This window comes from Phytohabitans sp. LZ39, assembly GCF_059359075.1.
In genome coordinates this window covers 12,742-36,327 of record NZ_JCADBM010000034.1, presented here as the reverse complement: position 1 = coordinate 36,327, position 23,586 = coordinate 12,742, and the positions used below count along the sequence as shown (strand labels likewise).

24 protein-coding genes and 1 pseudogene are annotated in these 23,586 nt (G+C 71.1%); 8 read left to right on the top strand and 17 right to left on the bottom strand.

Features of this window, described 5'->3' with window-relative positions:
- Window positions 1–117 precede the first annotated feature (117 nt).
- Window positions 118–660 (top strand): hypothetical protein, encoded by a 543-nt coding sequence (locus AC5L36_RS41550; protein WP_441216804.1) that lies wholly within the window; start codon window positions 118–120, stop codon window positions 658–660.
- 180 nt (window positions 661–840) lie between these two features.
- Here the strand turns inward: AC5L36_RS41550 and AC5L36_RS41545 are convergent, their stop codons facing one another.
- Window positions 841–1,989 carry a COG1361 family protein gene (locus tag AC5L36_RS41545; protein ID WP_441216805.1) on the bottom strand — a complete coding sequence of 383 codons (1,149 nt, stop codon included), beginning with the start codon at window positions 1,987–1,989 and terminating at the stop codon, window positions 841–843.
- A 356-nt stretch (window positions 1,990–2,345) separates the two neighbouring features.
- Between AC5L36_RS41545 and AC5L36_RS41540 the strand changes: the two genes are divergently transcribed.
- Complete coding sequence (locus AC5L36_RS41540) at window positions 2,346–4,928, top strand: M14 family zinc carboxypeptidase (RefSeq protein WP_441216806.1); 2,583 nt, start codon at window positions 2,346–2,348, stop codon at window positions 4,926–4,928.
- On the opposite strand, the gene AC5L36_RS41535 is transcribed toward AC5L36_RS41540, so the two are convergent.
- Window positions 4,893–5,837 (bottom strand): AraC family transcriptional regulator, encoded by a 945-nt coding sequence (locus AC5L36_RS41535; protein WP_441216807.1) that lies wholly within the window; start codon window positions 5,835–5,837, stop codon window positions 4,893–4,895. The two genes, AC5L36_RS41540 and AC5L36_RS41535, sit on opposite strands and share 36 nt — an antisense overlap.
- A gap of 39 nt (window positions 5,838–5,876) precedes the next feature.
- On the opposite strand from AC5L36_RS41535, the gene AC5L36_RS41530 reads away from it, so the two are divergent.
- Window positions 5,877–6,749, top strand: a complete 873-nt coding sequence (locus tag AC5L36_RS41530; RefSeq protein WP_441216808.1) for an SDR family NAD(P)-dependent oxidoreductase — start codon at window positions 5,877–5,879, stop codon at window positions 6,747–6,749.
- A gap of 59 nt (window positions 6,750–6,808) precedes the next feature.
- Here AC5L36_RS41530 and AC5L36_RS41525 read toward each other — a convergent pair whose 3' ends face one another.
- Window positions 6,809–6,931, bottom strand: coding sequence for a hypothetical protein (locus tag AC5L36_RS41525; RefSeq protein WP_441216809.1), 123 nt, complete (start codon window positions 6,929–6,931; stop codon window positions 6,809–6,811).
- Window positions 6,932–6,939: 8 nt separating this feature from the next.
- Window positions 6,940–7,326, bottom strand: coding sequence for a VOC family protein (locus tag AC5L36_RS41520; RefSeq protein ID WP_441216810.1), 387 nt, complete (start codon window positions 7,324–7,326; stop codon window positions 6,940–6,942).
- A gap of 135 nt (window positions 7,327–7,461) precedes the next feature.
- On the opposite strand from AC5L36_RS41520, the gene AC5L36_RS41515 reads away from it, so the two are divergent.
- On the top strand, window positions 7,462–7,911 hold the full coding sequence (locus tag AC5L36_RS41515) for a YdeI/OmpD-associated family protein (protein ID WP_441216811.1): 450 nt from the start codon (window positions 7,462–7,464) through the stop codon (window positions 7,909–7,911).
- Window positions 7,912–8,018: 107 nt separating this feature from the next.
- On the opposite strand, the gene AC5L36_RS41510 is transcribed toward AC5L36_RS41515, so the two are convergent.
- Window positions 8,019–9,059: an NAD(P)/FAD-dependent oxidoreductase gene (locus AC5L36_RS41510; protein ID WP_441216812.1), complete on the bottom strand. Its 1,041-nt coding sequence runs from the start codon at window positions 9,057–9,059 to the stop codon at window positions 8,019–8,021.
- Between the two features lie 96 nt (window positions 9,060–9,155).
- On the opposite strand from AC5L36_RS41510, the pseudogene AC5L36_RS41505 reads away from it, so the two are divergent.
- Window positions 9,156–9,440: pseudogene (locus AC5L36_RS41505) on the top strand (helix-turn-helix domain-containing protein); the annotation flags it as partial.
- Window positions 9,441–9,541: 101 nt separating this feature from the next.
- Here AC5L36_RS41505 and AC5L36_RS41500 read toward each other — a convergent pair.
- Both AC5L36_RS41500 and AC5L36_RS41495 read right to left on the bottom strand, forming a co-directional pair.
- Complete coding sequence (locus AC5L36_RS41500) at window positions 9,542–10,855, bottom strand: erythromycin esterase family protein (protein WP_441216813.1); 1,314 nt, start codon at window positions 10,853–10,855, stop codon at window positions 9,542–9,544.
- A gap of 60 nt (window positions 10,856–10,915) precedes the next feature.
- Entirely contained in the window at window positions 10,916–11,533 is a 618-nt protein-coding gene (locus AC5L36_RS41495) for a zinc-ribbon domain-containing protein (protein WP_441216814.1), read from the bottom strand.
- Between the two features lie 52 nt (window positions 11,534–11,585).
- Here AC5L36_RS41495 and AC5L36_RS41490 point away from each other — a divergent pair, with 52 nt between their 5' ends.
- Window positions 11,586–11,951, top strand: coding sequence for a hypothetical protein (locus tag AC5L36_RS41490; protein WP_441216815.1), 366 nt, complete (start codon window positions 11,586–11,588; stop codon window positions 11,949–11,951).
- On the opposite strand, the gene AC5L36_RS41485 is transcribed toward AC5L36_RS41490, so the two are convergent.
- Window positions 11,942–12,550, bottom strand: coding sequence for a hypothetical protein (locus tag AC5L36_RS41485; protein WP_441216816.1), 609 nt, complete (start codon window positions 12,548–12,550; stop codon window positions 11,942–11,944). The genes AC5L36_RS41490 and AC5L36_RS41485 overlap by 10 nt on opposite strands.
- Before the next feature lie 160 nt (window positions 12,551–12,710).
- Between AC5L36_RS41485 and AC5L36_RS41480 the strand changes: the two genes are divergently transcribed.
- Window positions 12,711–14,717, top strand: a complete 2,007-nt coding sequence (locus AC5L36_RS41480) for a GAF domain-containing sensor histidine kinase (protein WP_441216817.1) — start codon at window positions 12,711–12,713, stop codon at window positions 14,715–14,717.
- Window positions 14,714–15,388, top strand: a complete 675-nt coding sequence (locus AC5L36_RS41475; RefSeq protein WP_441216818.1) for a response regulator transcription factor — start codon at window positions 14,714–14,716, stop codon at window positions 15,386–15,388. Before AC5L36_RS41480 ends, AC5L36_RS41475 begins: the two co-directional genes overlap by 4 nt.
- A gap of 18 nt (window positions 15,389–15,406) precedes the next feature.
- Here AC5L36_RS41475 and AC5L36_RS41470 read toward each other — a convergent pair whose 3' ends face one another.
- The 9 genes from AC5L36_RS41470 to AC5L36_RS41430 form a co-directional block, all read right to left on the bottom strand.
- On the bottom strand, window positions 15,407–15,841 hold the full coding sequence (locus tag AC5L36_RS41470) for a VOC family protein (RefSeq protein ID WP_441216819.1): 435 nt from the start codon (window positions 15,839–15,841) through the stop codon (window positions 15,407–15,409).
- Between the two features lie 125 nt (window positions 15,842–15,966).
- The gene (locus AC5L36_RS41465) at window positions 15,967–17,529 is read right to left on the bottom strand and encodes a carbamoyltransferase C-terminal domain-containing protein (protein ID WP_441216820.1); all 1,563 of its coding nucleotides are present in this window, start codon (window positions 17,527–17,529) and stop codon (window positions 15,967–15,969) included.
- Window positions 17,530–17,598: 69 nt separating this feature from the next.
- Window positions 17,599–18,114, bottom strand: a complete 516-nt coding sequence (locus AC5L36_RS41460) for a GNAT family N-acetyltransferase (RefSeq protein WP_441216821.1) — start codon at window positions 18,112–18,114, stop codon at window positions 17,599–17,601.
- Window positions 18,115–18,204: 90 nt separating this feature from the next.
- The gene (locus AC5L36_RS41455; RefSeq protein WP_441216822.1) at window positions 18,205–18,840 is read right to left on the bottom strand and encodes a uridine kinase family protein; all 636 of its coding nucleotides are present in this window, start codon (window positions 18,838–18,840) and stop codon (window positions 18,205–18,207) included.
- Between the two features lie 9 nt (window positions 18,841–18,849).
- Entirely contained in the window at window positions 18,850–20,724 is a 1,875-nt protein-coding gene (locus tag AC5L36_RS41450) for a galactosyltransferase-related protein (protein WP_441216823.1), read from the bottom strand.
- A complete protein-coding gene (locus AC5L36_RS41445) occupies window positions 20,721–21,695 on the bottom strand; it encodes a branched-chain amino acid transaminase (RefSeq protein ID WP_441216824.1) in 975 nt (324 codons plus the stop codon). The genes AC5L36_RS41450 and AC5L36_RS41445 overlap by 4 nt, the downstream gene beginning before the upstream one ends.
- A complete protein-coding gene (locus AC5L36_RS41440; protein WP_441216825.1) occupies window positions 21,692–22,354 on the bottom strand; it encodes a transaldolase family protein in 663 nt (220 codons plus the stop codon). The genes AC5L36_RS41445 and AC5L36_RS41440 overlap by 4 nt, the downstream gene beginning before the upstream one ends.
- On the bottom strand, window positions 22,335–22,931 hold the full coding sequence (locus AC5L36_RS41435) for a D-glycero-alpha-D-manno-heptose-1,7-bisphosphate 7-phosphatase (protein ID WP_441216826.1): 597 nt from the start codon (window positions 22,929–22,931) through the stop codon (window positions 22,335–22,337). The genes AC5L36_RS41440 and AC5L36_RS41435 overlap by 20 nt, the downstream gene beginning before the upstream one ends.
- A gap of 11 nt (window positions 22,932–22,942) precedes the next feature.
- A complete protein-coding gene (locus tag AC5L36_RS41430) occupies window positions 22,943–23,572 on the bottom strand; it encodes an SIS domain-containing protein (RefSeq protein ID WP_441216827.1) in 630 nt (209 codons plus the stop codon).
- Window positions 23,573–23,586: the final 14 nt, after the last annotated feature.

Here is a 23,586-nt window from a genome sequence, read left to right as displayed (position 1 = left end):
CCTCGCCCACCGCGGCTGAAGGCCCGCTGAAAAGCGCAGGCCCATTGACAAATTCCCATCCGGTACGCGACGGTGCGGTCGCACGCCGGGCCGAACGATTTTGACGGGGGAATCGCCATGCGGGTGTGGAAAAGTCTTGTCCTGCGGGCCGCGCTGGGTGCCGCTGTCGTCGCCGGAGCGGTGGGGATAGCCGCGGCGCCTGCCCAGGCGGCCGGGTGCTCGCCGACGTCCAACCACGCGGGGTACGCCACCTACAACTGCTACATGTACCGCTCGTCGGTGCACCTGTGGAACCGCTGGACCACCTCGAGCACCTACTCGGTCGCCGACAACACGACCGGCGTGCTGTACCAGGGCACGAGCTGGTTCGTGTGCCAGCGCACGTTCCCGGCGGGGGTCCACTACGGCAGCGCGGCCAACAACTGGTGGGCGTACACGCTGAGCGACAACGGGGTGTGGGGCTGGGTCAACGCGGTCTACATCTCCGGCGGCGTCAACTGGGGCCCGATTCCCGGGCTGGCGGGGTGCGCGGCCGGTTTCGGCGGCAGCACGTCGTACCCGGGTGACTTCGCCGCGTGCAGCAGTGTCGTGGCCTGGCCCGACGGCGCCTCACATGTCGACCTCACCGCCGCCGTCACGCGCTTCGGTGGCGTCTGCTGAAACCGCCGACAGCGAAAGCCACCGGCACCAGGCCCCGTCGCGGACCGGCGAAGCGGCCACGGAGGGCCAACCGCAAAGGCCCGACGGGCACCGCACCCTTCACCGACCGGCGAAGCGGCCGCGGACGGGCAGCGAAAGGGCCCGGCGCCACCGGCGCCGGGCCCTTCGCGATCCGCTGGTTCAGGCGGTCGGCTTCTCGTCGTCCGGGACGGCGAGCACGACGCGCCGCCGGCGGGACATGAGCAGCATCGCGCCGCCGCCGGCCACGACGACCAGGCCGACGCCGCCGATCAGGCCGGCCTGCACGCCGGTGACGGGCAGCTCGCCGCCGCCACCGCCGCCGCCGGCCTTCGCCAGGTGCACGGAGAACTCGTCGGTGTTGTCGCTCTCGTCGATGTCCTTGGCCGACACGCCCTTGACACCCTCGGGCAGGGCGGCGCTCGCCAGGCGGGCCACCTCGGGCGTCTCGACGGTCTTGATGCCCTCGGCGCTCACCACGCCACCGTCGAGCACCGCCGGGGCGGGCGCGTCGTCGGCGACCTTGAGGACGTGGACGTCGATCTGGATCGCCGAGTACGGCGCGCCCTCACCGGTGTCCTCGTCGGCCGGGATCAGCCCGACGTCGAAGGTGCAGACGGCGCTGCGGTTGTCCGCCGCGTACTCGCAGTCCTTCCGCTTCTCCACGAACGTGACGTGCTCGGGGAGGTTGAGCTTGACCTTGAGGCCCTGCACCGCCTCGTCGCCGAAGTTGATCACGTAGTAGAAGAGCTCGGTCTCCTCGCCCGGCGCCACGGTGCCGGTCAGGCCCTCTTCGTTCAGCGGCACGTCCGGCGCGACCGTGGTGAGGTCCGGGCCGGTGCTCTCGCTGACGGTCACCGTCGCGGTGGCGCTGTCGTTGGTGGAGACCGCGTCGTCGGCGCCGTGCGACACCGTCGCGGTCAGCTTGCCCGGGGTGCCGTCGCCCTTGCGCACCAGGGCGAACACCAGGTCGAGGTTTTCGCCCGGCTTGACCGGGATCACGCCACAAGCGATCTTGGAGCCGGTCTGCTCGCACGCGTCGGCGTCCGGCAGCGGCACCTCGACGACACTCGTGTCGAGCCCGCTCAGGTCGAAGGTGATGACGACCTCGTCCGCGGTCTCGGCACCCTTGTTGGTGACGGTCGCGGTGGCCACCTTGCCCGACGTGGTCGCGGCCAGCGTGGTGCCACTCAGGGTGAGCGCGAGGTCGGTCGGGCCCGCTGCGAGCGCCGGCGCGGCGAAGGCGCCCGTGGCCACGAGGCCGACGGCCGCGGCGCCGGCGAAGGCCAGGGCGCGGGTACGAACGTTCATCAAATGACTCCCGTGGGAGAGGTGTTAAGGAAAACGAAAGGTGAGACGCGGGGACGCTAGCGGTACCGATGGTGCGTACGCCACCCCGAACCCTCAACCTCAACGTGAGCTGCACTCGGGCCGTGCGGAGGGAATGTCTGGTTTGGCCGGCGATATCCGCCCGACACACCCCCTGGCCAGGCACAAAGATCATCCTGCGGTACCAGAAGAGTCGGCCGTTCGGCGGACCGATGCCGCGAAGAACGCGCACCCTGAGTAGCCGCGCCGTGCCGTAGGCGAATCGCAATGTACTGGCTGTTGACCGGCGTCGATGGGGTCGGAACGATCGTTCACACGTCCACCTTGGAGGTGCCGCTGTGCCCCGAACCCCGCGTGTCCTCGCCGCCCTCCTCTCCCTCGCCGTCGCGCTGCCGGCGACCCCGGCCGCCGCCGCTCCGCACGGTCCGCCGGCGCCCGGCGAGCGCGCCACCCGCGAGCCGGGCAACGGGCCCGAGCGCCACGAGGTCGCCGCCACCGACCCCCTCGTGGCGGCGGCGGCCGACGCCCGCGCACAGGGGCACAACCAGCCCACGAAGACGGCCGGCTACCCGCGGCAGACAAGGCTCCGGGTGTACCCGGTGGATCCCACCGACCGGGCCGTCAAGCTCGGCCTCGTGCCGTACCACGGGATCGCCCCCCTGCTCAACGACCTCCAGGCCCGCAGCGACCGGGTCTCGGTCGAGGTGGTGGGTCAGTCCACATTGGGCCGTGACCTCTACCTCGTCACAGTGACCGCACCGGAGCACGCGAGCCAGACGCGGCGGCAGGACCGGTGGCGGCGGCTCATCGAGGACGACCCGCGGGCGGCGGCGCGCGACCGGGGGCTGCGGGCCGGATACAAGACGCCGGTGTGGTTCAACGGAAACATCCACGGCGACGAGTGGGAGGGCACCGACGGCGCGCTCCGCGTGATCGGCCAGCTCGCGACCGCCACGGACCCCGCGACGCGGCGGCTGCTGGAGCGTACCCGGCTGTACTTCACGGTCACCAACAACCCCGACGGGCGGGTGGCCGGCACCCGGGTCAACGGCGCCGGCTTCGACGTCAACCGCGACCACGTCACGTCCAGCCAGCCGGAGTCGCGGGCGGTGCGCGACGTGGTGATCGCGACCCAGCCGGTGCTGATGCTCGACGAGCACGGCTACACCGGCACGACGCTCATCGAGCCGAGCACCGCGCCGCACGGGCAGAACTACGACTACGACCTCTACATCCGGCACGCCTACCCGAACGCGCTCGGCATGGAGGCCGCGATCGCCGCGCTCGGTCACCCGGAGACGGCGCGGGCGGACATCCCGTTCCGCGACTACGCCCCCGGCGACTGGGACGACTGGCCGCCCATCTTCACCCCGATGTACGCCATCTACCACGGCGCGGTCGGCCACACCGTCGAGGTGCCGCTCCAGGTCAACCGGGGCGCGTACGACGGCCTGCCGGTCGAGGAGCTGCGCCGCCGCTCAGCCGTCAACACCGACGTGGCGGCGGCGACGATCCGGGCCGCCATCGGGTACGCGGACACCCACCGCGCGGCGCTTGTCGCCGACCAGATCGAGCTCTTCCGCCGCGGCTGGGCGGGCGAGCCGCAGCGGCACATCCCGGACGGGTACGTGCCGGGCTTCGGGCCGGAAGACCGGTACACGACCGAGTTCCCGCGCGCGTACGTGATCCCGGCCGGGTCCGGCCAGCGCTCGCCGGCCGCCGCCGCCCGCCTCGTCGACCTGCTCGTCGCGCACGACGTGCGGGTGCGGCGGGCGAAGGCACCGTTCGCGCTGGCCGGCACGTGGCATCCGGCTGGGTCCTATGTGGTCGACATGCGCCAGCCCAAGCGCGGCCTCGCCAACGCGATCCTCGAGGCCGGGCGCGACATCTCCGCGCTGGTGCCGCAGATGTACGACATCTCCGGCTGGAGCCACGGCCTGCTCTGGGGTGCCACCGTCCACACCAGCCGGTGGGCGGCGCCGCGCGTGCCGACCTCGCCGGTCGCCGTGGCCGGTCCGACCGGTGGCGTGCTCGCCCCGCCCGGACGCGACCTGGCGCTCACCGTCACCGACGGCAAGGACGTCCAGGCCGTCAACGCGCTGCTCGACGCGGGCGTCCGGCTCCGCCGCCAGGACGACGGCACGATCCTGGTACCGGCCGCCGCGCGGCGTACCGCGGCCGGCCTCGCCGACCGGCTGGGTGTGCGCTTCACCGCCGCCCGGCCGCACGCCGGTGGCCGGGTGCTGACCAAGCCGGTGCTGGCGGTCGCGGTATCCGCCGACGAGCTGTTCGTGCTCCGCCAGTTGGGCTTCGACGTGCGGCCGGTATCCACGGCGGCACTCAACGCCGGCTACGACTTGTCCGAGGTGGACACTCTCGTCGTCTCCTCCGGACTGTCCTATCAGGCCCTCAACGCCGCGGCGAAGTCCCAAGTGGACGCGCTGCTCGCCCGGGGCGGCGTCGTCACCCGCGGGGCGACCGGCGCTAGGTTCAACTCCGACGCCGGTGTGCTCCCGGCGCGCGCGGTCGCCGGCCGCACGGACGCCAACGGCGTGGTCTCCGTCCGCAATGGACCCGGCCCGGTCGGCGCGGGAGCGCTGCCGCACTCGTTCGTGTACGCGCCGCTGTGGTTCACCGACCTGGGCGCGGGTGTGACCGTCGACCAGCGGTACGCCGCGACGCCGCTCGTCGCCGGCCACTGGATCGCCGACCCCGACGACGGCACCGGTGGCCCTGCGGAGGCGGCCGGGCAGGCGGCGGTGGTGTCCGGTGTCGGGCCGCGCGGCACGGCGGCGGTCCTCTTCGGCACCGAGCCGCTCTTCCGGGCCCACCCGAAGGGCCTCTTCGCGCAGGTGGGCCGGGCGATCTACTGGACCGCGACGGCCTCAGCGGACACCGGAGCGGCGGTACGCGCCGGGTGACACCCCGAACTCGCGCTTGAACGCGGCGGCGAAGGCCACATCGGAGGTGTAGCCCACCTGGGCCGCCACCGCCGCCACCGTGACCCGCTGGTCGCCGAGCAGGGCGCGGGCCCGGCGCAGCCGCAGCGCCTGTAGGTAGCGCATGGCCGGCTCACCCACCCGGCCGGTGAACCGCGCCGCGAACGCGGCCCGGGACAGCCCCGCCGTGCGAGCCAGACCGGCGAGGGTCCACGGGTGGGCGGGGTCGGCGTGCAGGGCGGCGAGGGCGGCGGCCACGTACGGGTCGGCGAGTCCGGCGAGCCAGCCCGGCCGGTCGACGGCCGCGCTGTGGTGGCGCAGCGCCCGCACCAGCATGGCGTCGGAGAGCCGGGCCATCACCAGGTCGCTGCCCGGGCCGCCGTCGGCCGCCTCGGCGGTCAGCGCCTCGATCAGCGGGGCCAGCCACGCGGCGGGGCGGCCTCCGGCTCCGGGCAGCCGGATCGTGCGGGGCAGCCCGGACAGCGCGGGGTGGTCGGCCTCCCCGACGAGGAACGCGCCGCACACCACCTCGGTGTCCACTGTGGGCCCACCGGCGCGCAGCCGGTTTCCGGCGGTACGCATGGCGAGCGCGAAGCCGGAGGTCGCGGAGGCGGAGGCGGCGCCGGGCGAGCGGATCTCGTGGGCGTCGCCGCGGGGCAGGATCACCAGGTCGCCCGGCTCCACGCGCTCGGTCGTGCCGTCGTCGAACACCAGGTCGCAGGCGCCGCGCGTGACGAGGTGCACGCCGCGCAGGTCGGGGTGGTCGAAACGGACGCGGAACGGCGCGCCGAGCTCCAGCCACCGGTACGCGGCGCTTTCGAACCGTGCCTCCCGCAGTACGCTGCTCAGCAGGTCGTGCGAGACGGACACTGTGGTTTGCCGGACGCTCACCCATAGAGTGTCTCGCTTGGCCGCCCTAGCGTCGACCTCGTGAGAGACAGACGAACCGCCGTCGTGACCGGCGGCACGGGTGGGATAGGCGCCGCGGTCGCGGCGGAGCTGGCCCGGCGGGAGCACCGGGTGCTCATCGTCGGGCGGGACGCGGAGCGGGGTCGGGCGGTGCTGGGCGGCCTGGTGGGGACCGGTCACACGTTCATCCGGGCGGACCTCGCCCTGATGAGCGACACTGCCAGGGTCGCCCATGAGGTGACCGGTCACACCGACCGGTTGGACGCGCTGGTGCTGTGCGCCGGCGTACTGTCCACTGTGGCCGAGTGGACCGCCGAGGGCCTGGAGCGCACCCTGGCGCTCAACTACCTGTCCCGCTACCTGCTGGCCCGCCGGCTGCTACCGCCGCTCACCGGGTCGCCGTCGGGACGGGTGGTGCTGGTCGCCAACGCCGGCCGCTACCGCGACACCCTCGACCTCGCCGACCTCCAGCTGCGGCACGGCGGGCGCGGCCTGCGGGTGTCCGGGCGCAGCCAGTTCGCCAACGACCTCCTCGCCGTGGAGCTCGCCGAGCGGGTAGAGGCGACCCGGATCGCCGTGACGTGCGTCTACCCCGGGCTCGTCGCGACCGATGTGTTCGCCAACGCGCACGGCCCGTCCCGCCCGCTGCGGGCCGTGGCCGCCGCGCTGCAACGCCGGTTCGGCGCGCCGCCGGCGAAGGCAGCGACGGTCCCCGCCCGCCTGGCCGCCGACCCCGACGCGGCCGGCTTCGGTGGCGCCTTCGTCGGACCGGGGATGCGACGTATCCGCATCCCCGACCGGGCCCGGCGCGCCGATCGGCGGGCCGCGCTCTGGGCCGCCAGCGAGGCGCTCGTCGCCGCCTGGCTGACCGACGCCGACCGCCGGCTCCGTTGACGGCGGATTCCTTCGCGAGCACCCCGCCCGGCTTGACGCTCACGCCCTCGCCACCGCGGTCAGCTCGGCCGCGACCGCCGGACCACGAAGACCACGGTCGCCAGCGCGAGCACCGCCGAGGAGGCCGCGCCTACCGCCGCCGGACCAGCGGCGGACGGGGTGAGGCCGGGAGCAGCGGCCACGCGTCCGTCTACAGTGTCTGGACGAGCTGGACGGGATGGCCGTCCGGGTCGGTGACCCAGGCGATCAGCAGCCGGCCCAGCCACTCGTGCGGGCCCGTGAGGCCGGGCGTCCCGCCGTCGGTGAGGGTCGTGTAGGCCGCCGCCACGTCGTCGGTCCACAGGACGACCGCCGCGCGCTGGCCGTGCGCGACCGGGTCGAGGCCGTGGTCGTCCCGTGTGGACGCGACCGAGGCGAGGCCGATCCGGTATCCGTCGAGGGCGAGGTCGATGTGGATCGGCTCGCCCTCGCGTGGCGTCCGGAACGTCTCGGTGAACCCCAGGCCCTCGTAGAAGGCGGCGGCGCGGGGCAGGTCCCCGCTGAACAGGATGACCTGCGGGCTGCGGAATCGTGCCACCCGGCGACGTTACCAGCCGGCCTCACCGGCGCGGTGCCCTCGCCGGCCGGCGAGCACAATGCTCGGCGGGCGATGAGTTTTCGCGGGCCGGCCCGTCTGAGCCGGTGGACGCAAACGCCGATCGGGAGGACCGTCATGAGGTTTCGCGCGGAGCTGGAGGCCACCGGCGCCACGACCGCCGGTTTCGAGGTGCCGGAGGAACTGGTCGAGTCGCTCGGCGGCGGAAGGCATCCCAAGGTGGCCGTGACGGTCAACGGGTACCGCTTCCGCACGTCCATCGCCCGCATGGGCGGCCGCTTCCTGCTCGGCGTCAGTGGCGAGCGCCGCGCGGCCGCCGGGGTACGGGCCGGCGAGGTACTCGACGTGGACGTGGAGCTCGACACCGCGCCGCGCGAGGCGGAGGTGCCGGACGACCTGGCCGCGGCTTTGGCCGGTGACACGGCGGCCAAGGCGTTCTGGGACACGCTCACGCACAGCAAGCAGATGTGGCACGTCACGCAGGTCACGTCGGCGAAGAAGGCCGACACCCGGGCCGCCCGGGTGGCGAAGTCGGTCGCCATGCTCCGCGAGGGCCGGGCCCGCTAGCGCGGTGGCCCACGACGTTGGCCGGCTTCGCCGGCCCGGGTGAGCGGCGGCCGAAGGCCGCCACCGCACTGGCGCGCTGGCCGTCGACCCAGCCAGGTCGGCCCCGCTCAGAAGCGGTCGAGGCGGCAGCCCGCCAGCAGCGGCTCGACGGTGCCGTCGACCAGCTCCCGCGCGACAAGGCGGCCGACGGCCGGGGCGAGCGTGACCGCGGAATGCAGCACCGCCACGTAGAGGCCGGGCACCTCGGCGACCGGGCCGACGATCGGCTCGCCGTCGGCCGGCATGGGGCGTAGGCCGACCCGGGTGCCGAGCAGCTCGACGTCCGCGGTGCCGCGGAAGGTGGAACGGACGGCGGCGAGAGTCCTTTCGGGCGAGTCCGCGGCGGCGAGCAGCCGGTCCGGGGCGACCTGCCGGAGATCGAAGTCCGGTGTGTTGACCACGGTGCGGACCAGACCGGCCGGGGCGCGAAGCCGGAAGAGCGTCGCCGGCGACGGGTCGACCGGGATGTGCACGCCGAGCGGGGCGCCCAGCGCGGCCGTGGCCACCCCGGCCGCGAGCACCACCGTCGCGCCGGAGAGAGGCCCGGCGGCCGTCTCGACCCCGACGACCCGACCCGCCGCGTCCCGGCGGACCGCGGTGACCGGGGTGTCCGGATGGACCCGGGCGCCATGGGCGCGGGCACCCGCGACGAGCCGCTCGGTCACGCCCACCGGGTCGGCGGCGCCGTCGCCGGGTGCCCAGACCGCCCACGGCAGGGGCTGCCGCAGGGCGGGCTCGAGCGCCGCCGCGGCGGCCGCGTCCACGATCTCCTGCCCGGGCCCGGGCTCCGGCGCGCGGTCCGCCGCACCCCAGGACAGCGAGCCGGACCAGGTGACCGGGAGTCCGGGGAGTTCGGCCTCGAGCCGGCGGTACTCCCGGGTCGCGGTCGCCCGCGCCGCGGCGGCCGGACCGGTGCGGACGCCGGACGCTCCGATCCAGGCGAACGAGCCCGCCGTGACGCCGGCACCCGGCCGCCCGGCGTCGACCAGGGTCACGGCGGCACCGGCCCGGGCGGCGTGGTAGGCCACCGAGGCGCCGACGATGCCCGCGCCCACCACGAGGACCGTTTCGCCAGAGGTTGCGTCACCGCCGGACCGGGAGTGGGACATGGTGCGATCATTCCCGAGCATCCGGACGGGACGCGTCGCCTACGCTGAGCGCGAAATCGGCGCTCGGCGGTTCAGCCCCGCACGTATGGTGAGCGGATGTCGGACGTGGCGTACATCGGACCGGGCGGGCACCGCGACCAGCCGTTGTTGCGCACGCTCGTGGGTGACGTGCTGCGGCGCCGGCGGATCGCGCAGCGGCGCACGCTCGCCGACGTGGCCCGCGCGGCCCGCGTGTCCCTGCCCTATCTGTCCGAAGTGGAGCGGGGTCGCAAGGAGGCCAGCTCCGAGGTGCTGGCGGCGGTCTGCGAGGCGCTCGGGTTCGACCTCGCCGACTTCCTGACCGAGGTGCGGCTCCATCTCGTCACGCGGGTCGCGCCCATGCCGCGCCCGCAGCCGCAGGCACCGGTGCGGCGCCCCGGCGACGTGGTGCTGCTGGCCGCCTGACGCTGGCTGGCCCGCGTGACCCCGACGGTCAAAGGACTTCAGACGCCGGTCGGGTAGGTCTCGGGTTCGAAGACCGGCGAAGCCGGCACCGGCATCGGGGCCACCGCGCGGCTTTCGTCGAACCAGCAGAACGCGTCGTAGCGGTCGCCGAGGACGGTGGGCACGTAGTTGTTCCACCGGTCGCGTTCCGGGTGGTAGACCACGCCGATCGCGCGGTGGTCGAGAGCGTCGGTGAGCAGGTCGGGGCGGTCGTCGCGGGAGAAGACGAAGACCGCGCGGGCCGGCGCCGCCGCGTGCAGCACGCCTTCCAGCGCGGCCTCGCGGGCCGGCGGCACGACCATCTCCTCCATCGGCGCGCCCCACCCGTCGCCGGCGACGACCGTGCCGTGGTGGCTGCCGAAGCCGACCAGGACGACGCCGTCCGCGCCGTGGCGTTCGCGGGCCAGCTGGCCGATGTTCACCTCGCCGCGGCCGCCCATGTCGGTGGCGCGGGCGTCGCCGACGTGCGAGTTGTGCGCCCACACCACGGCCTTCGACTCCGGGCCGTAGTGGTCGAGCAGGCGGGCGAGGGTGGCGTCCATGTGGCGGTCGCGCACGTTCCAGGAGTCGCGGCCGCCGCGGACCATGGCGCGGTAGTAGCGTTCGGCGCCGGCGACCACCTCGGCGTTCTGCCACGCGCCGAAGCGTTCCGCGGCCGCCGAGGCCGATGCCGAAGGGCCACCGCCCTCCTGTGCCCGCGACCGCAGCCGCACGAGCAGGTCGACCACCTCGTTCTCGCACCCGGCCGCGACGAAGCGGGTGGCCAGCGCGTACAGCTGGGCGTCCTCCGCGTACGGCTCGAAGCACTGGTACGCGGCGAGCGCGGCGGGCACCTGCCCGGGATCGTGCTCGCGCAGGTAGACGAGGATCTCGCGGAGCGACTCCCACAGCGAGTACACGTCGAGGCCATGGAAGCCGGCGCGCACCTCTGGGTCGGCCTGCGCGTTGTGCCAGCGCAGCCACTGGCAGAAGTCGGCGACCTCGTCGTTGGCCCACATCCAGGTCGGCCACCGCTCGAACGTGGCGAGCGCCGCCCGCGGGTCCTCCGGCGCGCCCGCTTCGAGGCGGACGCTGCGGTTGACGCGGTCGCAGTCGGGCCAGTCGCCCTCCACCGCGACGAACGAGAACGCGGCTTCCTCGATCAGTCGCTGGGTGAGCTGGGCGCGCCAGTGGTAGTACTCGTGCGTGCCGTGGCTGGCCTCGCCCAGCATCACGACGCGGGCCGTGCCGACCCGGTCGAGCAGTACGTCGAGGTCGTCGGGGCCGCCGAGCGGCGCGGCCAGCGCGGCGACCTCGTCCCCGTACCGTGACATCGTTACCCTCCCGGCGGGTTCGGTTGTGCCGTCCCCGTCGGTTACCCGGTGCGGGATGGCTCAACCGAGCCGGGCGGACTGCTCCACGGTGGTGATGACGCCGAGCGCGTGGGCGGGCGTGAGGCCGAGGGTGCTGGCGAGCCAGCCGAGCGCCTCCCGCTCGGCGGGGTTGAGCGCGCCGTCGGCGACGCCGATCCGGGCCGCCTCCGCGAGGTAGCGTTCGCGCGCGTCCAGGGTCAGGTGCGCGGCCAGGGCGCGCAGCGGCTCGACGACCGCCTCGGCGGGCCGGCTGACGTCGGCCTGGAGGTGCGCCACGTCGTACCCCTCGGCGCCGGCCGAACGCACGGCGGCGAGCGCGGCGCCGACGGCGGCCTCGGAGGTGCCGCCGGCGCGCAGGATGACCGCGGCGGCGGCCCGCATCCCGGCCGGGAGCGCGCTGGCGAGCTGGGCGCTGGTGGGCGCGGCCAGCACGGCGGGGTCGAAGCGGACCCGGCAGGTCTGGCACCGCACGACCTCGCCGACCTTGTCGAGCGGGATCACCGGCACGAAGAACAGGGTGAAGAAGCGCCGGGCGGTGCGGTGCTCGTAGTCGCGGTCGCCACCGCAGTTGGGGCAGGCGAAGCGGCCCTTGCCGATCAGACCCATGAAGTAGAAGACGGACAAGCCGAAGATGATCACGCGCGGGAGGATACCAATGCGGCGCCACCTCGGCGGGGTCCACAATCTGCTCATGACCTCCACCGGCTCCTCGCGCCTGTCGCTGTGGTCCACCGATTCGGTGCTGTCGATCGGCTCACACGGTTCGATGCTGTCGATCGGCAGTGTCGGCTCGATCGCCTCCGTTGGCAGCATCGGCTCCGCCGGGTCGATCCTGTCCGTCGGCTCCGCGCTCTCGACCGGATCGGCCCTGTCCTGGCGGTCGCGCTGGTCGCTGCTGTCCGACCAGTCCTTCGGGACCGCGATGGCCTCGCGCGGCGGCGCCCGCGCGGTCGTCGGGCCGCCCGCGGTGTTGGCGGCGGTCGCGGTCGCCGCCTACGCCGGCTACCTGCTGACGCGCCGCCGCCAACCGGCCGCGGGCCGATCAGGTCATCGGTAGTCGGCACCCGTCGTTCCGCGGGTCGCGGCCGCGCGCGGCCGAGCCGGCGACTCCGCCGGAACCTCCAGCCGCAGCGCGACTCCCAGGGTGAGCCAGACCAGGCCGATGCCGGTGATCGCGGGCGTGTTCGGCATGCCGAAGACCGCGAAGGCGGGCAGCTCCACGGCGAACGGGTACAGGCCGCAGGCCAGTGGCGCGAAGCGGCGCCAGCCGTGCCAGCGGCCGGTGCGCAGGACCTCGACGCCGGTCAGGGTCATGCCCAGGCCGATCAGCGGGTCGCCGGCGCCGAACATAGCCTTGGCGACCGTGAAGTCCACCCCGACCGTCAGCTCCGCCGCCGCGATCAGCGCCCAGCCCAGGCCGGCGAGCGGCAGGCCGATCCGGGGCAGCCGGCCGGAGCCGGCGGCACCGGACGCGGCGAGCGCGAGTACTCCGGTGAGGACCAGCAGGTGCGAGGTGGTTGTCGCGATCGTGAACGCCAGGCCGGGGTGCTCCGGGTCCACGGGATTGACGAACTGGGCGACGCCCACGGCCAGGTGCAGCAACGCGCCGGCGATCAGGGTGGACGTGGCCGCGCGGCCGAGCCTCGTGATGTCCATGGCTTCTCTCCACTCAGTCGGTGATTGAGCCGACCGTAGGAACAGCAGGGGTTCGCCCGGAACGTGGCGGGGACACAGTGCCGACCCCGTGGCCAGCCTCGGGGTGGGACCGCGGAGCACCTCCTGGACCGGCGCGACGGCTCCGGGGCACGATCCATGGGTGGCGAGTCGGGTTCGGCGGACGGTGGCCGCCTTCGGCCTGTTCGGGCTGGCGGCGGTGTGCGCGGTCGCGGCCCTGGTGGGCGCGGTCGTCGCCGGCTACGACCTCGACGAGGCGATCCGGGTGTTCGTGCTCCCGCAGGCCGTCATCGGCGTGTCGTTCGCGGTCAGCGGTGTGCTCATCGCGTGGCAGCGTCCGGGCAACCCGGTGGGGTGGCTGGTGCTGTCCGCCGGGTGCGTGCAGACGGCCACCGCCGCCGCGGTGCCCTGGGTCGACATCGGCGTCCGCGACGGCTGGCCGGAGGTGGTGCTGCGCGGCCTCGCGACCGTCTACGCGTACGCCTGGCCGTGGGGGATCTCCCTGTGCGTCCCGCTGGCGCTGCTGCTGTTCCCGGACGGCACGTTGCCCGGCCGGCGATGGCGGCCGGTGGTCTGGCTGGTCGTGGCCGGCAGCGTGTTCTTCGTCGCCGCGCTCGGCGGTGAGGGTGCCCAGCTGAAGGCGCCGCTGGCGCGGGCCTGGTTCGTGGTGCCCGGATATGACGACCTCGACACGCTGTGGCTTGTGGCCAAGATCGCGAACGTGCTCGTCAACGCGGTGGTGCTGGCCAGCCTGGTGGTCCGGTACCGGGCCGGCGACGCGGTGCTGCGCCGGCAGGTTCGCTGGCTGCTGCTGGCGGCCCTGCTGTCCGCGGCCGCGCTGGTACCGCAGCCGTTGTTCGGCGTCGGGCCGGTGCTGTTGTTCCTGGCGCTGGCGTTCATCCCGGTGGCGATCATGTTCGCGGTGCTGCGGTACCGCCTCTTCGACATCGACCTCGTCGTGCGCCGCTCCCTCGTCTACGGCGTGCTGTCCCTCGGCATCACCGCGACCTACGCGGCCCTCGCCGCCGCGCCCGGCCTCACGTTGGGCAGCCGGATCCCGGTCGAGCTCGCCGTGGCGCTGACCATCGTCGCCGCGGTGGCGTTCCAGCCGGTCCGGCGCCGCCTGGACGCCCTGGCGGACCGCTGGGTGTTCGGACCCCGGGTAAACCGCTATCAGCTGCTCACCGCGTTCGGCGCCGGCCTGGAACAGACCCTCGACCTGCGCGAGCTGCTACCGGAGCTGGCCGCCACCGTGCGGCGCGGGCTCGCCGCGAGCTGGGTACGGGTGTCGCTGCCCGGCACCGCCGCGCTCGCGGGCGAGCCCGACGGCCGCACCGCGCTGGAGGTGCCGCTGGAGCGCAACGGCGAGAGCGTCGGGCGCATCGAGTGCGGCGCCAAGGACGGCGGCTACGACCCGGACGACGTGCAGCTGCTGACCACACTCGCAGGGCAGGCCGCCACCGCGATCGCCAACGTGCGGCTGACCGCCGAGCTCGCGCGGCGGCTGGAGGAGCTGTCCCGGTCGCGGGCCCGCATCGTGGCCGCGCAGGACAGCGAACGCCGCCGCATCGAGCGGGACCTGCACGACGGGGCCCAGCAGCATGTCGTCGCGCTGATCACGAAGCTGCGCCTGGTCCGCAACCAGCTGGCCCGTGGCGAACGCTCCGCCGACAAAGCACTCGACGAGCTACAGGCCGACGCCCGGGAGCTACTCGCCGACCTGCGCGACCTGGCACACGGCATCCACCCGCCGGTGCTGTCCGACCGCGGTCTCGTGGCCGCCGTCGAAGCCCGCGCCGACCGGCTCCCCCTCGACATCGTCGTACACGCCGAACCCGCCCTGTACGACCGCCGGTTCGGTGCCGCCGTCGAGGCGGCCGCCTACTTCACCGTCTGCGAGGCCTTGACCAACGTCGTGAAACACGCCCGCACCGACGCGGCACGGATCGCGCTGACCGTCACCGACGGCCACCTGGCGATCGTCGTACACGACGACGGCGTCGGCTTTCCCGGCACGGTCACCGCCGGCCGCGGCCTGACCAACCTGCGCGACCGCATCGAGACGCTCGACGGCACGATGCACATCGAGGGCCGGGCCGGCGCCGGCACCCGCCTGCGCGCCGAGATCCCCATCGGAGGTACCCCATGAGCGACCCGCTGCGCGTCGTCATCGCCGAGGACAACTACCTGGTCCGCGAAGGCACCCGCAGGCTGCTCGAGGACTCCGGCGAGATCGACGTCCTCGCCGCGGTGGGTGACGCCGACCAGCTGCGCCACGCGGTACGCCGTCTCACCCCCGACGCCGTCCTCACGGACATCCGCATGCCGCCCGGCCACCACATGGAGGGAATCGAGGCCGCGCACGCCATCCGCGCCGAGCACCCCGGCATCGGCGTGGCCGTGCTGTCACAGCACACCGACGAGAGCTACGCGTTCGCCCTGCTCCGCGACGGCACCACCGGGCTGGCGTACCTGCTCAAGGACCGCCTCGGCGATCTGGAAGAGCTGATCCGCGCACTCCGGGAGGTGGCCCGCGGCGGCTCGGTCATCGACCCCCAGGTGGTGGACGCCCTGGTCGCCCGCCGCACGCGCACCACGACGTCGGCACTGGCCGCCCTGACCCCGCGCGAGCTCGACGTCCTGCGCGAGATGGCCCAGGGCAAGACCAACGCCGGCATCGAACAGGCGCTGCACCTGTCAAGCTCGACGATCGAGAAACACGTCAACTCGATCTTCGGCAAGCTCGGCCTGGCGGACGAGCCGGTGCACCGCCGCGTGGCGGCCGTGCTGACCTTCCTCCGCCAGACACACGCCGCCTGACCGTGGTGTCGCGGGCGCTCAGTCGAGGCAGAACTCGTTGCCCTCGATGTCCTGCATCACGAGGCACGACTCGTTGACGCCGTCGGCTTTCAGCAGTCGCACGCGTACCGCGCCGAGCGGGAGCAGCCGTGCGCACTCGGCCTCGAGCGCGGCCAGGCGCTCTTCGCCCACCAGCCCGGTGCCGACCCGCACGTCGAGGTGCACCCGGTTCTTGACGACCTTGCCTTCGGGAACCCGCTGGAAGAACAGTCGCGGCCCGACGCCCGACGGATCGACGCACGCGAACGCCGAGCCCTGCTTCTCAGCCGGCAACGCGCGATCGAAGTCGTCCCAGGTGGCGAAACCGTCCGGCGGCGGCGGCACGACGTACCCCAACACCTCACACCAGAAACGGGCGACACGCTCGGGTGCCGCGCAATCGAAAGTGACCTGGAACTGCCTGACCGACGCCATCGGACCACCATAGAGCCGAGGTCTTTCGCCGTCGCCGCGGGCCCGCCCCGGCTCGATCGCGGGAGCGCCTCCGTGCGCGTGGACGGCTCAGGCCGGCGACGCCCGGCATCGCGTCGTCGCGAAGGTCAGCGAGGGGTGACGAAAGAATCGCCCACGACATAGCCGTCCAACCCTCGAGCCTCGCCATAGGCGATCAGGTCAGAGGTCCGGTTGATGAAGCCCTTGCCGGAGAAGTTCAAGGAGGTGTTACACAGCACGCTGTATCCGGTGAGCTCGCGGAAAGCGACAAGGAGCGAGCAGATCGCGGGGTTGTCCTCGAAGGTGACGGTTTGCACGCGCGCTGTGCCGTCGACGTGGGTAACGGCCGGTAGAGCGTCCGACTTGACCGTACTGAAGTACAGCATGTAGGGATCAGGCGAGGCACCGCTGAACCACATGCCCGCGTCCTCTTCCAGAACGATCGGCGCGATGGGGCGGTAGTCTTCCCGTTGCTTGATCGCATTTAGCCGGCGGGTGGTCTCGTTGCTGAACGGAGCGGCCAGGATAGACCTGTTTCCCAGCGCTCGCGGGCCGATCTCCCATCGCCCGCGGGCCCACCCGATGATGCCTCCGTCCAGCAGGAATCGTGCGACTTCGGCTGGGTCGAAGGGCTTTGTCAGGTACCTGGAACTGTCGAATGGGATATCGTCGACGAATTCGGAGCCGCCGTACACACTCCACGTGATGGAAGCAGAACCCGCATAGAAGTGTTGAGCGTCGATCGCCGTCCCCAGCGCCGATCCACTGTCGTTCGGGCAGGGAGGTACGAAAACATCGGCGAATAGACCGGATTCCCGCCAGCGTCGGTTCCATTCGCAGTTTAGTGCGCAGCCGCCGGACACCAGGAGCGGAAGCCCTTCGGTCAGGTTCTCGCGAGCGTAGTCGTAGAAGCGTTCGAAGATGGCGTCGGAGAGTCCAGCGGCGGCATTTCGGTAGACCGGGCTATGTAGTCCGACGTCGTGAAGGGGCGACTCTCGAAGCGCGGCCTTCAGTCGGCCGGTGATCACCTCGGTTTGCGCGAGGATGAAATCCACGACGGCCTGTTCGCCGGGATCATTTTGGCGATCATCGGCAAAACCGGCCAACGCCATTTGCTTTCCGGCATCCTCGAGGCGCATGAACTCTTGGCTCGCGGGAAACTTCGGGTCGGCGAGTGCGAATAGGAAACCGTACTTGTTTCCGGGGTAGGTCAGGACCTCGCGGAGATGACTGACCCGTCCCTCTTCGTCGATCCGGTAGAAGGAACCGATGTTTCCTTCCCAAACGAGGCAGTAGCAAGGCTGCCCGGCCTCGACGGACGACATGCCGTACGCGGCCATGATGTGCGACCGCTCGTGCGTCGACGAGAAGACCCGCACCGGCTTGCCGAAGAACCGTCCCGCCTCGTCCGAGACCGAGGCCGGCCCGACGCCGTAGTATCCGGTGCGCGAACTGGGATCCATCGCCTGATACCCTTTGATCCATCCGCCGAGCGCGATGACATCCGGCTCTCTGGGCAGCTTGGACGCGGCAAGGGCGAAGACTTCGGCGGTAAGGCTGGAATAGCGGAGGCGGGAGTCTTTCTCAGCCTCCAGTGAAAATAGTAGGGCGCCATTGTCGATTGCGGCGATGGTCCCGTCGTGTCCTTCTTTGAAGGAGAGAATAAGCATCGCGCGCGTCCTCCGTATTGGCGAAAATCGGGGTCGGCATCGTGGGATGTGGCGATAGGTCTATGGGATTCAGGAAGAAGGCTCGTGTGCCTCCACGGAACCGAGGCTGAGGACCATGGTGTCGGCATACTCGAAGGACTCCACCGTCTGGAACCTTTCGGATGCGTACAGTTGGGCGGCGACATTGGCACGCTCCACGCTGAGCGAGACTCTTTTGATCCCGGACTGCCGAGCCCTCTCCAAAAGCGCCCGCAATATGGCACGGCCGATGCCTTTTCGTCGATGTTCGCCGGCGACTCCCATCCCCAACTCGGGCACATCGTCACCGACATAGCCGTAACCCGGTCGATCTGCGGTGAAGTAGCGCAGCCACGCCGCACCCAACCGGGCACCGCGCTCGTCGACGGCTAGCACTCCCAGGTCCGTCGGCCGCATCCACCCCTCCACATATCTGGCAAAATCGGGGTTGGCCAACACCTGGTCCTTTGGCATATTGCGGTCCGACTGCCAGTTTACCGACTCGACCAGCATGTCGGCCATAAAATCGAAGTCCTCAGCAACCGCTGAACGTATAGTGAACGACACGAACCTGTTTTCCTGCCTCGCTCAGTCCGATGTACCTGGCTGTCACAAATCGCTCGTAGGCCGGCGCGACCCGTCGATATGAGGCCGATTTCAGGCCCGCGCCCACCGTATTACCACGAACTGATCGACGCCGTAACCGTCGACGGAACTGTCGACGACGAGGTCGGCGTGGTGTGCCGGATGCTGTGTGGCGATGTACTCGTCCTCGGCCGGCATCCACTCGTCCACCCACATCGACCGGGCCTCTTCGCCATCTCGCTCCAAGCCGCGACCCAATCGGGTGCGCGGATCGGCTTGGCAGAAGATCGTGTAGGTGTAACGATCCCGAAGCGTCTCCTCCAGGCAGTAGACGCCTTCGATGATGATCGGGCGGCCGGCGGGCACCTCGATCCACTCTGCCAACTCGTCCTCGTTCCAGTCGTAACGCTGATAGCGCACCGCCGCCCCGGTGCTCGCCGGCCGTATCACCTGCTCCGTCAACCGTGGCCAATCGAAGTGCGACGCGATCTCGCCGACGCGGCTGCCCTGATCCTTACTCGGCAGGTAAAAGTCGTCGACGTGGACGATTACCGCCCCGGGTATTGCCACCGCGAATGCCGCCGCCAGAGTGCTCTTGCCCGAGGCGCCCGGCCCGTCGATTCCGACCAGGATCCGGGGCCGCCCTTGCCCCCGACGGCGCACATCTTCGGCAAGCGCATTGATATCAAGTACCGCAGAATTCACCATGACGCCTCATCATGCCGTCGTCGCTGAATCAGCCGTGTTGGGCGGCCGGTGGACGTCTCCGAACGTGCTCGACCGCCCTTCGGCATGACGCAGTAGCCAGTCGTTGGTCCGTCGACCGTCGTCTTCCATGACGGCCCGCGGATGGTAGAGGTGTGGGAGGTCGAAAGTAAATTGAGCCACCTCTGTATGCGCCTCGACCCTGTCGAAGAACTCGTTGTCCTCGTCACCCCAGCCCTGATATCGCTCGTCGAATCCCCCGACAGCATAGAACAGGTCGGTCTCCACGAAGATGCAGCCGCCGCGATGTGTCATCAAACGGTAACCATTGCATTCGTCTTCGTCAGTGCGAGCATCATCGTCCAGCAACCGCCGCCGGATTGCCAGCTCGCTCGACTGTTCGTCCAGGTGGAGAAGGCTCGACAGGGGAAGCAGCCCGCGACAGCCGGTTACCGACATGAAGTCGCAGGCGGATTCCAACAATGTGCGGGGAAGCAAGACGTCGGCGTCGAGGAAACACAGGTATCGCTCGGCGCGGCCGGTCGCGACGGCACCGACGTTGTGGGCCCACGCTCGTTGGTACTGCCCGCCGTGCGACGCGAACACGTAGCGGTCGACCATGGGCTCGATCACGGCTCGGTGTCGAGGATGACTGTCCTGCTCGACCGCGACGAGGTGGTACGCGGACCGTTCCAGTGTCTGGTCGTTGAGGGCGGCCAGTGCGGCGATCGTGTTTCGCAACCGGAGCCCCCCGGCGACGTCGCGGAAGTCGATCACGACAGTGAGCTGCCACGCGGAGCGCGGTGGCTGCCGCCGCGACTTCGCCGCACGGAGAATCTCGTCCTGGGTGACCGGAGCCACCTGTCGATGTGGGTCGTATCGGCCCCCGTACCACTGGTCGATGCGATTTCGTCGGTCGAAGGTGGTCAACGGCCCCCGTAGCGCGGTAGCGGCCGGTGGTCGCACCATCAGGAGGTTGCGCACCGCGTCGTTGACCGTGCGACGGCAGCGACGATCCAGCGGCGCCGCGGCCAGGGCGGCGAGCGCGGGTTCGAGTGGGGTCGGTAGGAATGCCCCTTTGGCGGTTTCGACGATCGCGGAGAGGATGGCTTGGGCGAGTCGTTCGGTCCGCCGCCACATCGGCGCGCAGATCCCCGGCGCCGCCGGATCCCACAGCGTGCTGAGCGCTCGCACCGCGACCTCGGCCAGTCGCGCGGCCTCGTTGACGTCGATGGGCGCGGGTCGGCTGTCCCCTTGCCGGGGCTCGACCACGTCGATCGCGAGCAGCCGGTCGACGACGTCGACGCCCGGCCACGTGGCGCGCGCGGCGTACCGGTCGAGCAGAGTGACACGGCCGAGCCCAGCGGCCTTGGCCGCCAGGGCCATCTGCATGGACGTGCCGACGAACCAGCATCCCGACACCGAGCCACCGAGCAGATCGAGGGCCCGCCCGATCATGCTGGTCGGGTCGGTGTGTTCGTCTTCCCGCACGACCGCGTCGATCGCCGGCAACCCATCGAGAAGTTCGAGTTGCCGGACCACCGCGCCGACCCGGACGCCCGCGGATCGCAGGCGGGCGACCACCGCGTGTGCGTCCGCGTCCAGGTCGGCTCGGCGATCGCCGCGGGACAACGCTCGTGCACACGCCTGTGCCGCGCTGGCCGGCAATCCGAGCAACGCACACCACGCCGTCGCGGGAGACCCGGGTGGCGGGACAAAGTCTTCGGCCGCGAGCAATGCCTTGCACACGTCCTTGTCGTCAAGGCCCGCGACAGGCAAACCTTCGGCCGTCAGGCCTGCCAGGAGCTCGTCACCGTCGATACGCCAAAAGGTGTGGCGGGCCTCGAACAGGACCGCGCCGAGGGACGAATCCTTGCCAGCCGTCACAGTCCGTCCTCCTTCCCGCGCGAGCCGTCCTCGCCGGGCAGCACCGGCCCCGCGGTAAGCCAGCCGCGGCGGTCCGCCTGACCCTGCCGGCACGCCGCGTAGTATCGCTCTTGCAACTCGCGCGTCACCGGGCCCGGTTTCCGATCACCGATCTCGAGACCGTCGACGTCGACGACCGGTGTTATCTCGCACAAGGTGCCGGTGAGAAATACTTCATCCGCCACGTACAGCTCACTGCGCTCGACCTCCCGCTCGTCGACGCGCAGACCCAGCTCCGCGGTCAGCAACTCGATGGCGCTGCGCCGCGTAATACTCTCCAAAATGGAGGAGCCGACGTGCGGCGTGACGATCCTTCCGTCGCGCACGAGGAACACCGATGCTCCCCCCGTCTCGGCCACTTTGCCCTGCCGGTTGAGCAGGATCGCTTCGTCATAGCCATTCGACGTGGCCTCCATACGGGCGAACCGGAGGTTGTAGTAGCTCGCCGCCGCCTTGACCCGGGGCGGTGCGGAGGCGTCGTCGGCGCGCTGCCAGGAGGAGATCTGGCACCGGAGGCCACTCGTGATCGACTTCTCGCGCGGGGAGGGGAAGATCGCGACGAAGAAGCCGCAGTCGTCCGGGGATCCGCCCACGGAGTAGCGACCCTCCTCCAGGAACAGGGTGGGTCGGATGTAGACGTCCTCGCGGTACGGCATCGCGCTGAGCAAGTCGTGCAAGGCCCCGAGACACTCCTCGAACGTGACGATCCGCGGGATTCGCGCGACGCGCGCCGAGTCGGCCAACCGTCGCATGTGGTCGGGCATGTGTAGGAAGTAGTGGCGCGACTCCTGCTCGTTCCAGTAGCCCCGCATGCCTTCGAAAACGCTCGCCGCTCGAACGACGGCCTCCGTCCAGACGTGGACCGTCGCCTCTTCCCACGGTCGCACGGCATCCTTGAACCATATGTACGGTGGTTTCTCCAGCACGGTCACGAGCCGCTCCTTACCGCGTCGTCGAGGAACTGCTGGACGGTGACCCGGGCGTACTTGTGGTCCACCAGCTTGGTCATCACCGCCGGTGAGACGGTGATGCCGTGCGCACCGGCCCGCATGCAACGGATGACGTCACCGGGGCCGCGGACACTCGCGGCGATAAGCCTGGTCGGCATCTTCCAGTCATCGACCCAGCTACGGGCGGCGGCGACGACCTCGGCGCCGTGGCCGCTCTCGTCGTCGATGCGGCCGACCAGCACGCTGATGTGTTGTGCGCCGGCCTTCGCGGCCAGCATGACCTGCGGCAGCGACAGGCACGCGGTGCAGTTTACGGACACGCCCGTGCGGACCAGCTCGGAGATTTCCCGCAGCAACGGTTTGCCCTCCGGGGTGAGCACGGGGACCTTGACCACAAGGTTGGCGGCGATCCGCGACAGCTCGATCGCCTCCGCGACCAGGACGGGACCGGCAGCAGCCGAGACCTCGGCGTGGAGGGCGCCAGGCGCGATCATTGCCGCTAGTTTGGTGATGGCGTCGATGGCGTTTCCGGCGACGTCCCGGCGGACCACGGACGGGTTCGTGGTGACTCCGTCGAGCACGCCTTGCCCCCACCAGTAGCGGATTTGTGCCTCGTCGGCACTATCCAGCATCAGCAGCATCTACCACTCCCGTCAGAATCCGCTCCACACAGGTAAGGACGTCAGGCGCTACCAAGTCCGGCGAGGTCCCGGCGCGGACCGGGCACACATCGCATCGCACGGAGCCGATCCAGGCGGTTCTGCATCCGGCGGCGCTGCCCGCGCGCAGGTCGACATGGGTATCTCCGATAAACCAACAGTCCGCCGGCCGGACTCCGAAATCGTGGCACGCGCGCAACAGCAGGCCAGGCCGCGGTTTGCGGTTCGGACATTCGTCATGACGTAGGCGCGGGTCCAACGACTGGGGATGGTGCAAGCAGTAGTAGTAGCGGTCCAGCCGCGCTCCGCTGTCGCGGAGGTGCGTGGCGATCTCCGCGGTAACCGCATGGAGCTGACCGCGGCTCAGCTTGCCTTTGGCCACTCCCGGCTGGTTGGACACGACAGCACACGGTATGTCGCGTTGGTTCACCCGGCGGACCGCTTCGGCCGCGCCGGCTGTCAGCCGCACCTGGGCCCGATTGGATGGTGAATCGACAAGTCCGAGGTCGGGCTCACGCCACAGCTCGTTGAGAACGCCGTCCCGGTCGAACAGGATCATGGCTGGCTTGGTCACGGCCGGAGTGACTCCCAACGCGGCACCACCTGTTGAAGGAGCGGATGGGTGGCGAGCATGTGCCAGACCACGGCTTGGAAGATCTCCGTGTGTGTGGTGCGCAAACCTGCGTCCTCGATCGGTATCCGCACGCAGAGGTCGGCCAACCTGGCGGTCTCACCGCCATCCGGGCCGACGATGCCGACGGTGAAGGCGCCCGCGGCGCGACCCAGCTTTACCGCCTCGATGAGGTTTTCGCTCACCGGTGGGTCTTCGCTGCCCCCGCCGACCGACAGGACGAGAAGCACATCCTGTGCCCCGATGCGGCTGACAAGCAACCAGCGTGTGAATGCCTGCCGCCACCCGTAGTCGTTGGCCGCGGCGGTCAGCGAGGCAGGGCTGTCGGCCGGTGTGTACGCCTCGATGTTCGCCAGGCCGCGTAGATCACACGCCGCGTGCGACGCGTTGGCCGCGCTACCGCCGAGGCCGACGATGAACACCCGGCCGGCGACCCGACGGGTTTCCGCCAGCCGGCCCGCGAGGCGGTCCACCGCTTCATGATCAAAACGCTGGGCGGTCGCCACGAGTTCGTTGAGGAACCGCTCGCTGAAACCCCCGGTATTCGCGATCTGCGGGATGGACGTCATGAAGACACCTTCCT

Excerpts from the sequence above, each read along its gene's own strand:
- AC5L36_RS41510 (WP_441216812.1), bottom strand. The coding sequence starts at position 9,059 with ATGTCCCACTCCCGGTCCGGCGGTGACGCAACCTCTGGCGAAACGGTC.
- AC5L36_RS41465 (WP_441216820.1), bottom strand. The coding sequence starts at position 17,529 with ATGCTTATTCTCTCCTTCAAAGAAGGACACGACGGGACCATCGCCGCA.
- AC5L36_RS41545 (WP_441216805.1), bottom strand. The coding sequence starts at position 1,989 with ATGAACGTTCGTACCCGCGCCCTGGCCTTCGCCGGCGCCGCGGCCGTC.
- AC5L36_RS41500 (WP_441216813.1), bottom strand. The coding sequence starts at position 10,855 with ATGTCACGGTACGGGGACGAGGTCGCCGCGCTGGCCGCGCCGCTCGGC.
- AC5L36_RS41470 (WP_441216819.1), bottom strand. The coding sequence starts at position 15,841 with ATGGCGTCGGTCAGGCAGTTCCAGGTCACTTTCGATTGCGCGGCACCC.
- AC5L36_RS41430 (WP_441216827.1), bottom strand. The coding sequence starts at position 23,572 with ATGACGTCCATCCCGCAGATCGCGAATACCGGGGGTTTCAGCGAGCGG.
- AC5L36_RS41435 (WP_441216826.1), bottom strand. The coding sequence starts at position 22,931 with ATGATCCTGTTCGACCGGGACGGCGTTCTCAACGAGCTGTGGCGTGAG.
- AC5L36_RS41475 (WP_441216818.1), top strand. The coding sequence starts at position 14,714 with ATGAGCGACCCGCTGCGCGTCGTCATCGCCGAGGACAACTACCTGGTC.
- AC5L36_RS41490 (WP_441216815.1), top strand. The coding sequence starts at position 11,586 with ATGACCTCCACCGGCTCCTCGCGCCTGTCGCTGTGGTCCACCGATTCG.
- AC5L36_RS41440 (WP_441216825.1), bottom strand. The coding sequence starts at position 22,354 with ATGCTGCTGATGCTGGATAGTGCCGACGAGGCACAAATCCGCTACTGG.
- AC5L36_RS41485 (WP_441216816.1), bottom strand. The coding sequence starts at position 12,550 with ATGGACATCACGAGGCTCGGCCGCGCGGCCACGTCCACCCTGATCGCC.
- AC5L36_RS41455 (WP_441216822.1), bottom strand. The coding sequence starts at position 18,840 with ATGGTGAATTCTGCGGTACTTGATATCAATGCGCTTGCCGAAGATGTG.
- AC5L36_RS41550 (WP_441216804.1), top strand. The coding sequence starts at position 118 with ATGCGGGTGTGGAAAAGTCTTGTCCTGCGGGCCGCGCTGGGTGCCGCT.
- AC5L36_RS41515 (WP_441216811.1), top strand. The coding sequence starts at position 7,462 with ATGAGGTTTCGCGCGGAGCTGGAGGCCACCGGCGCCACGACCGCCGGT.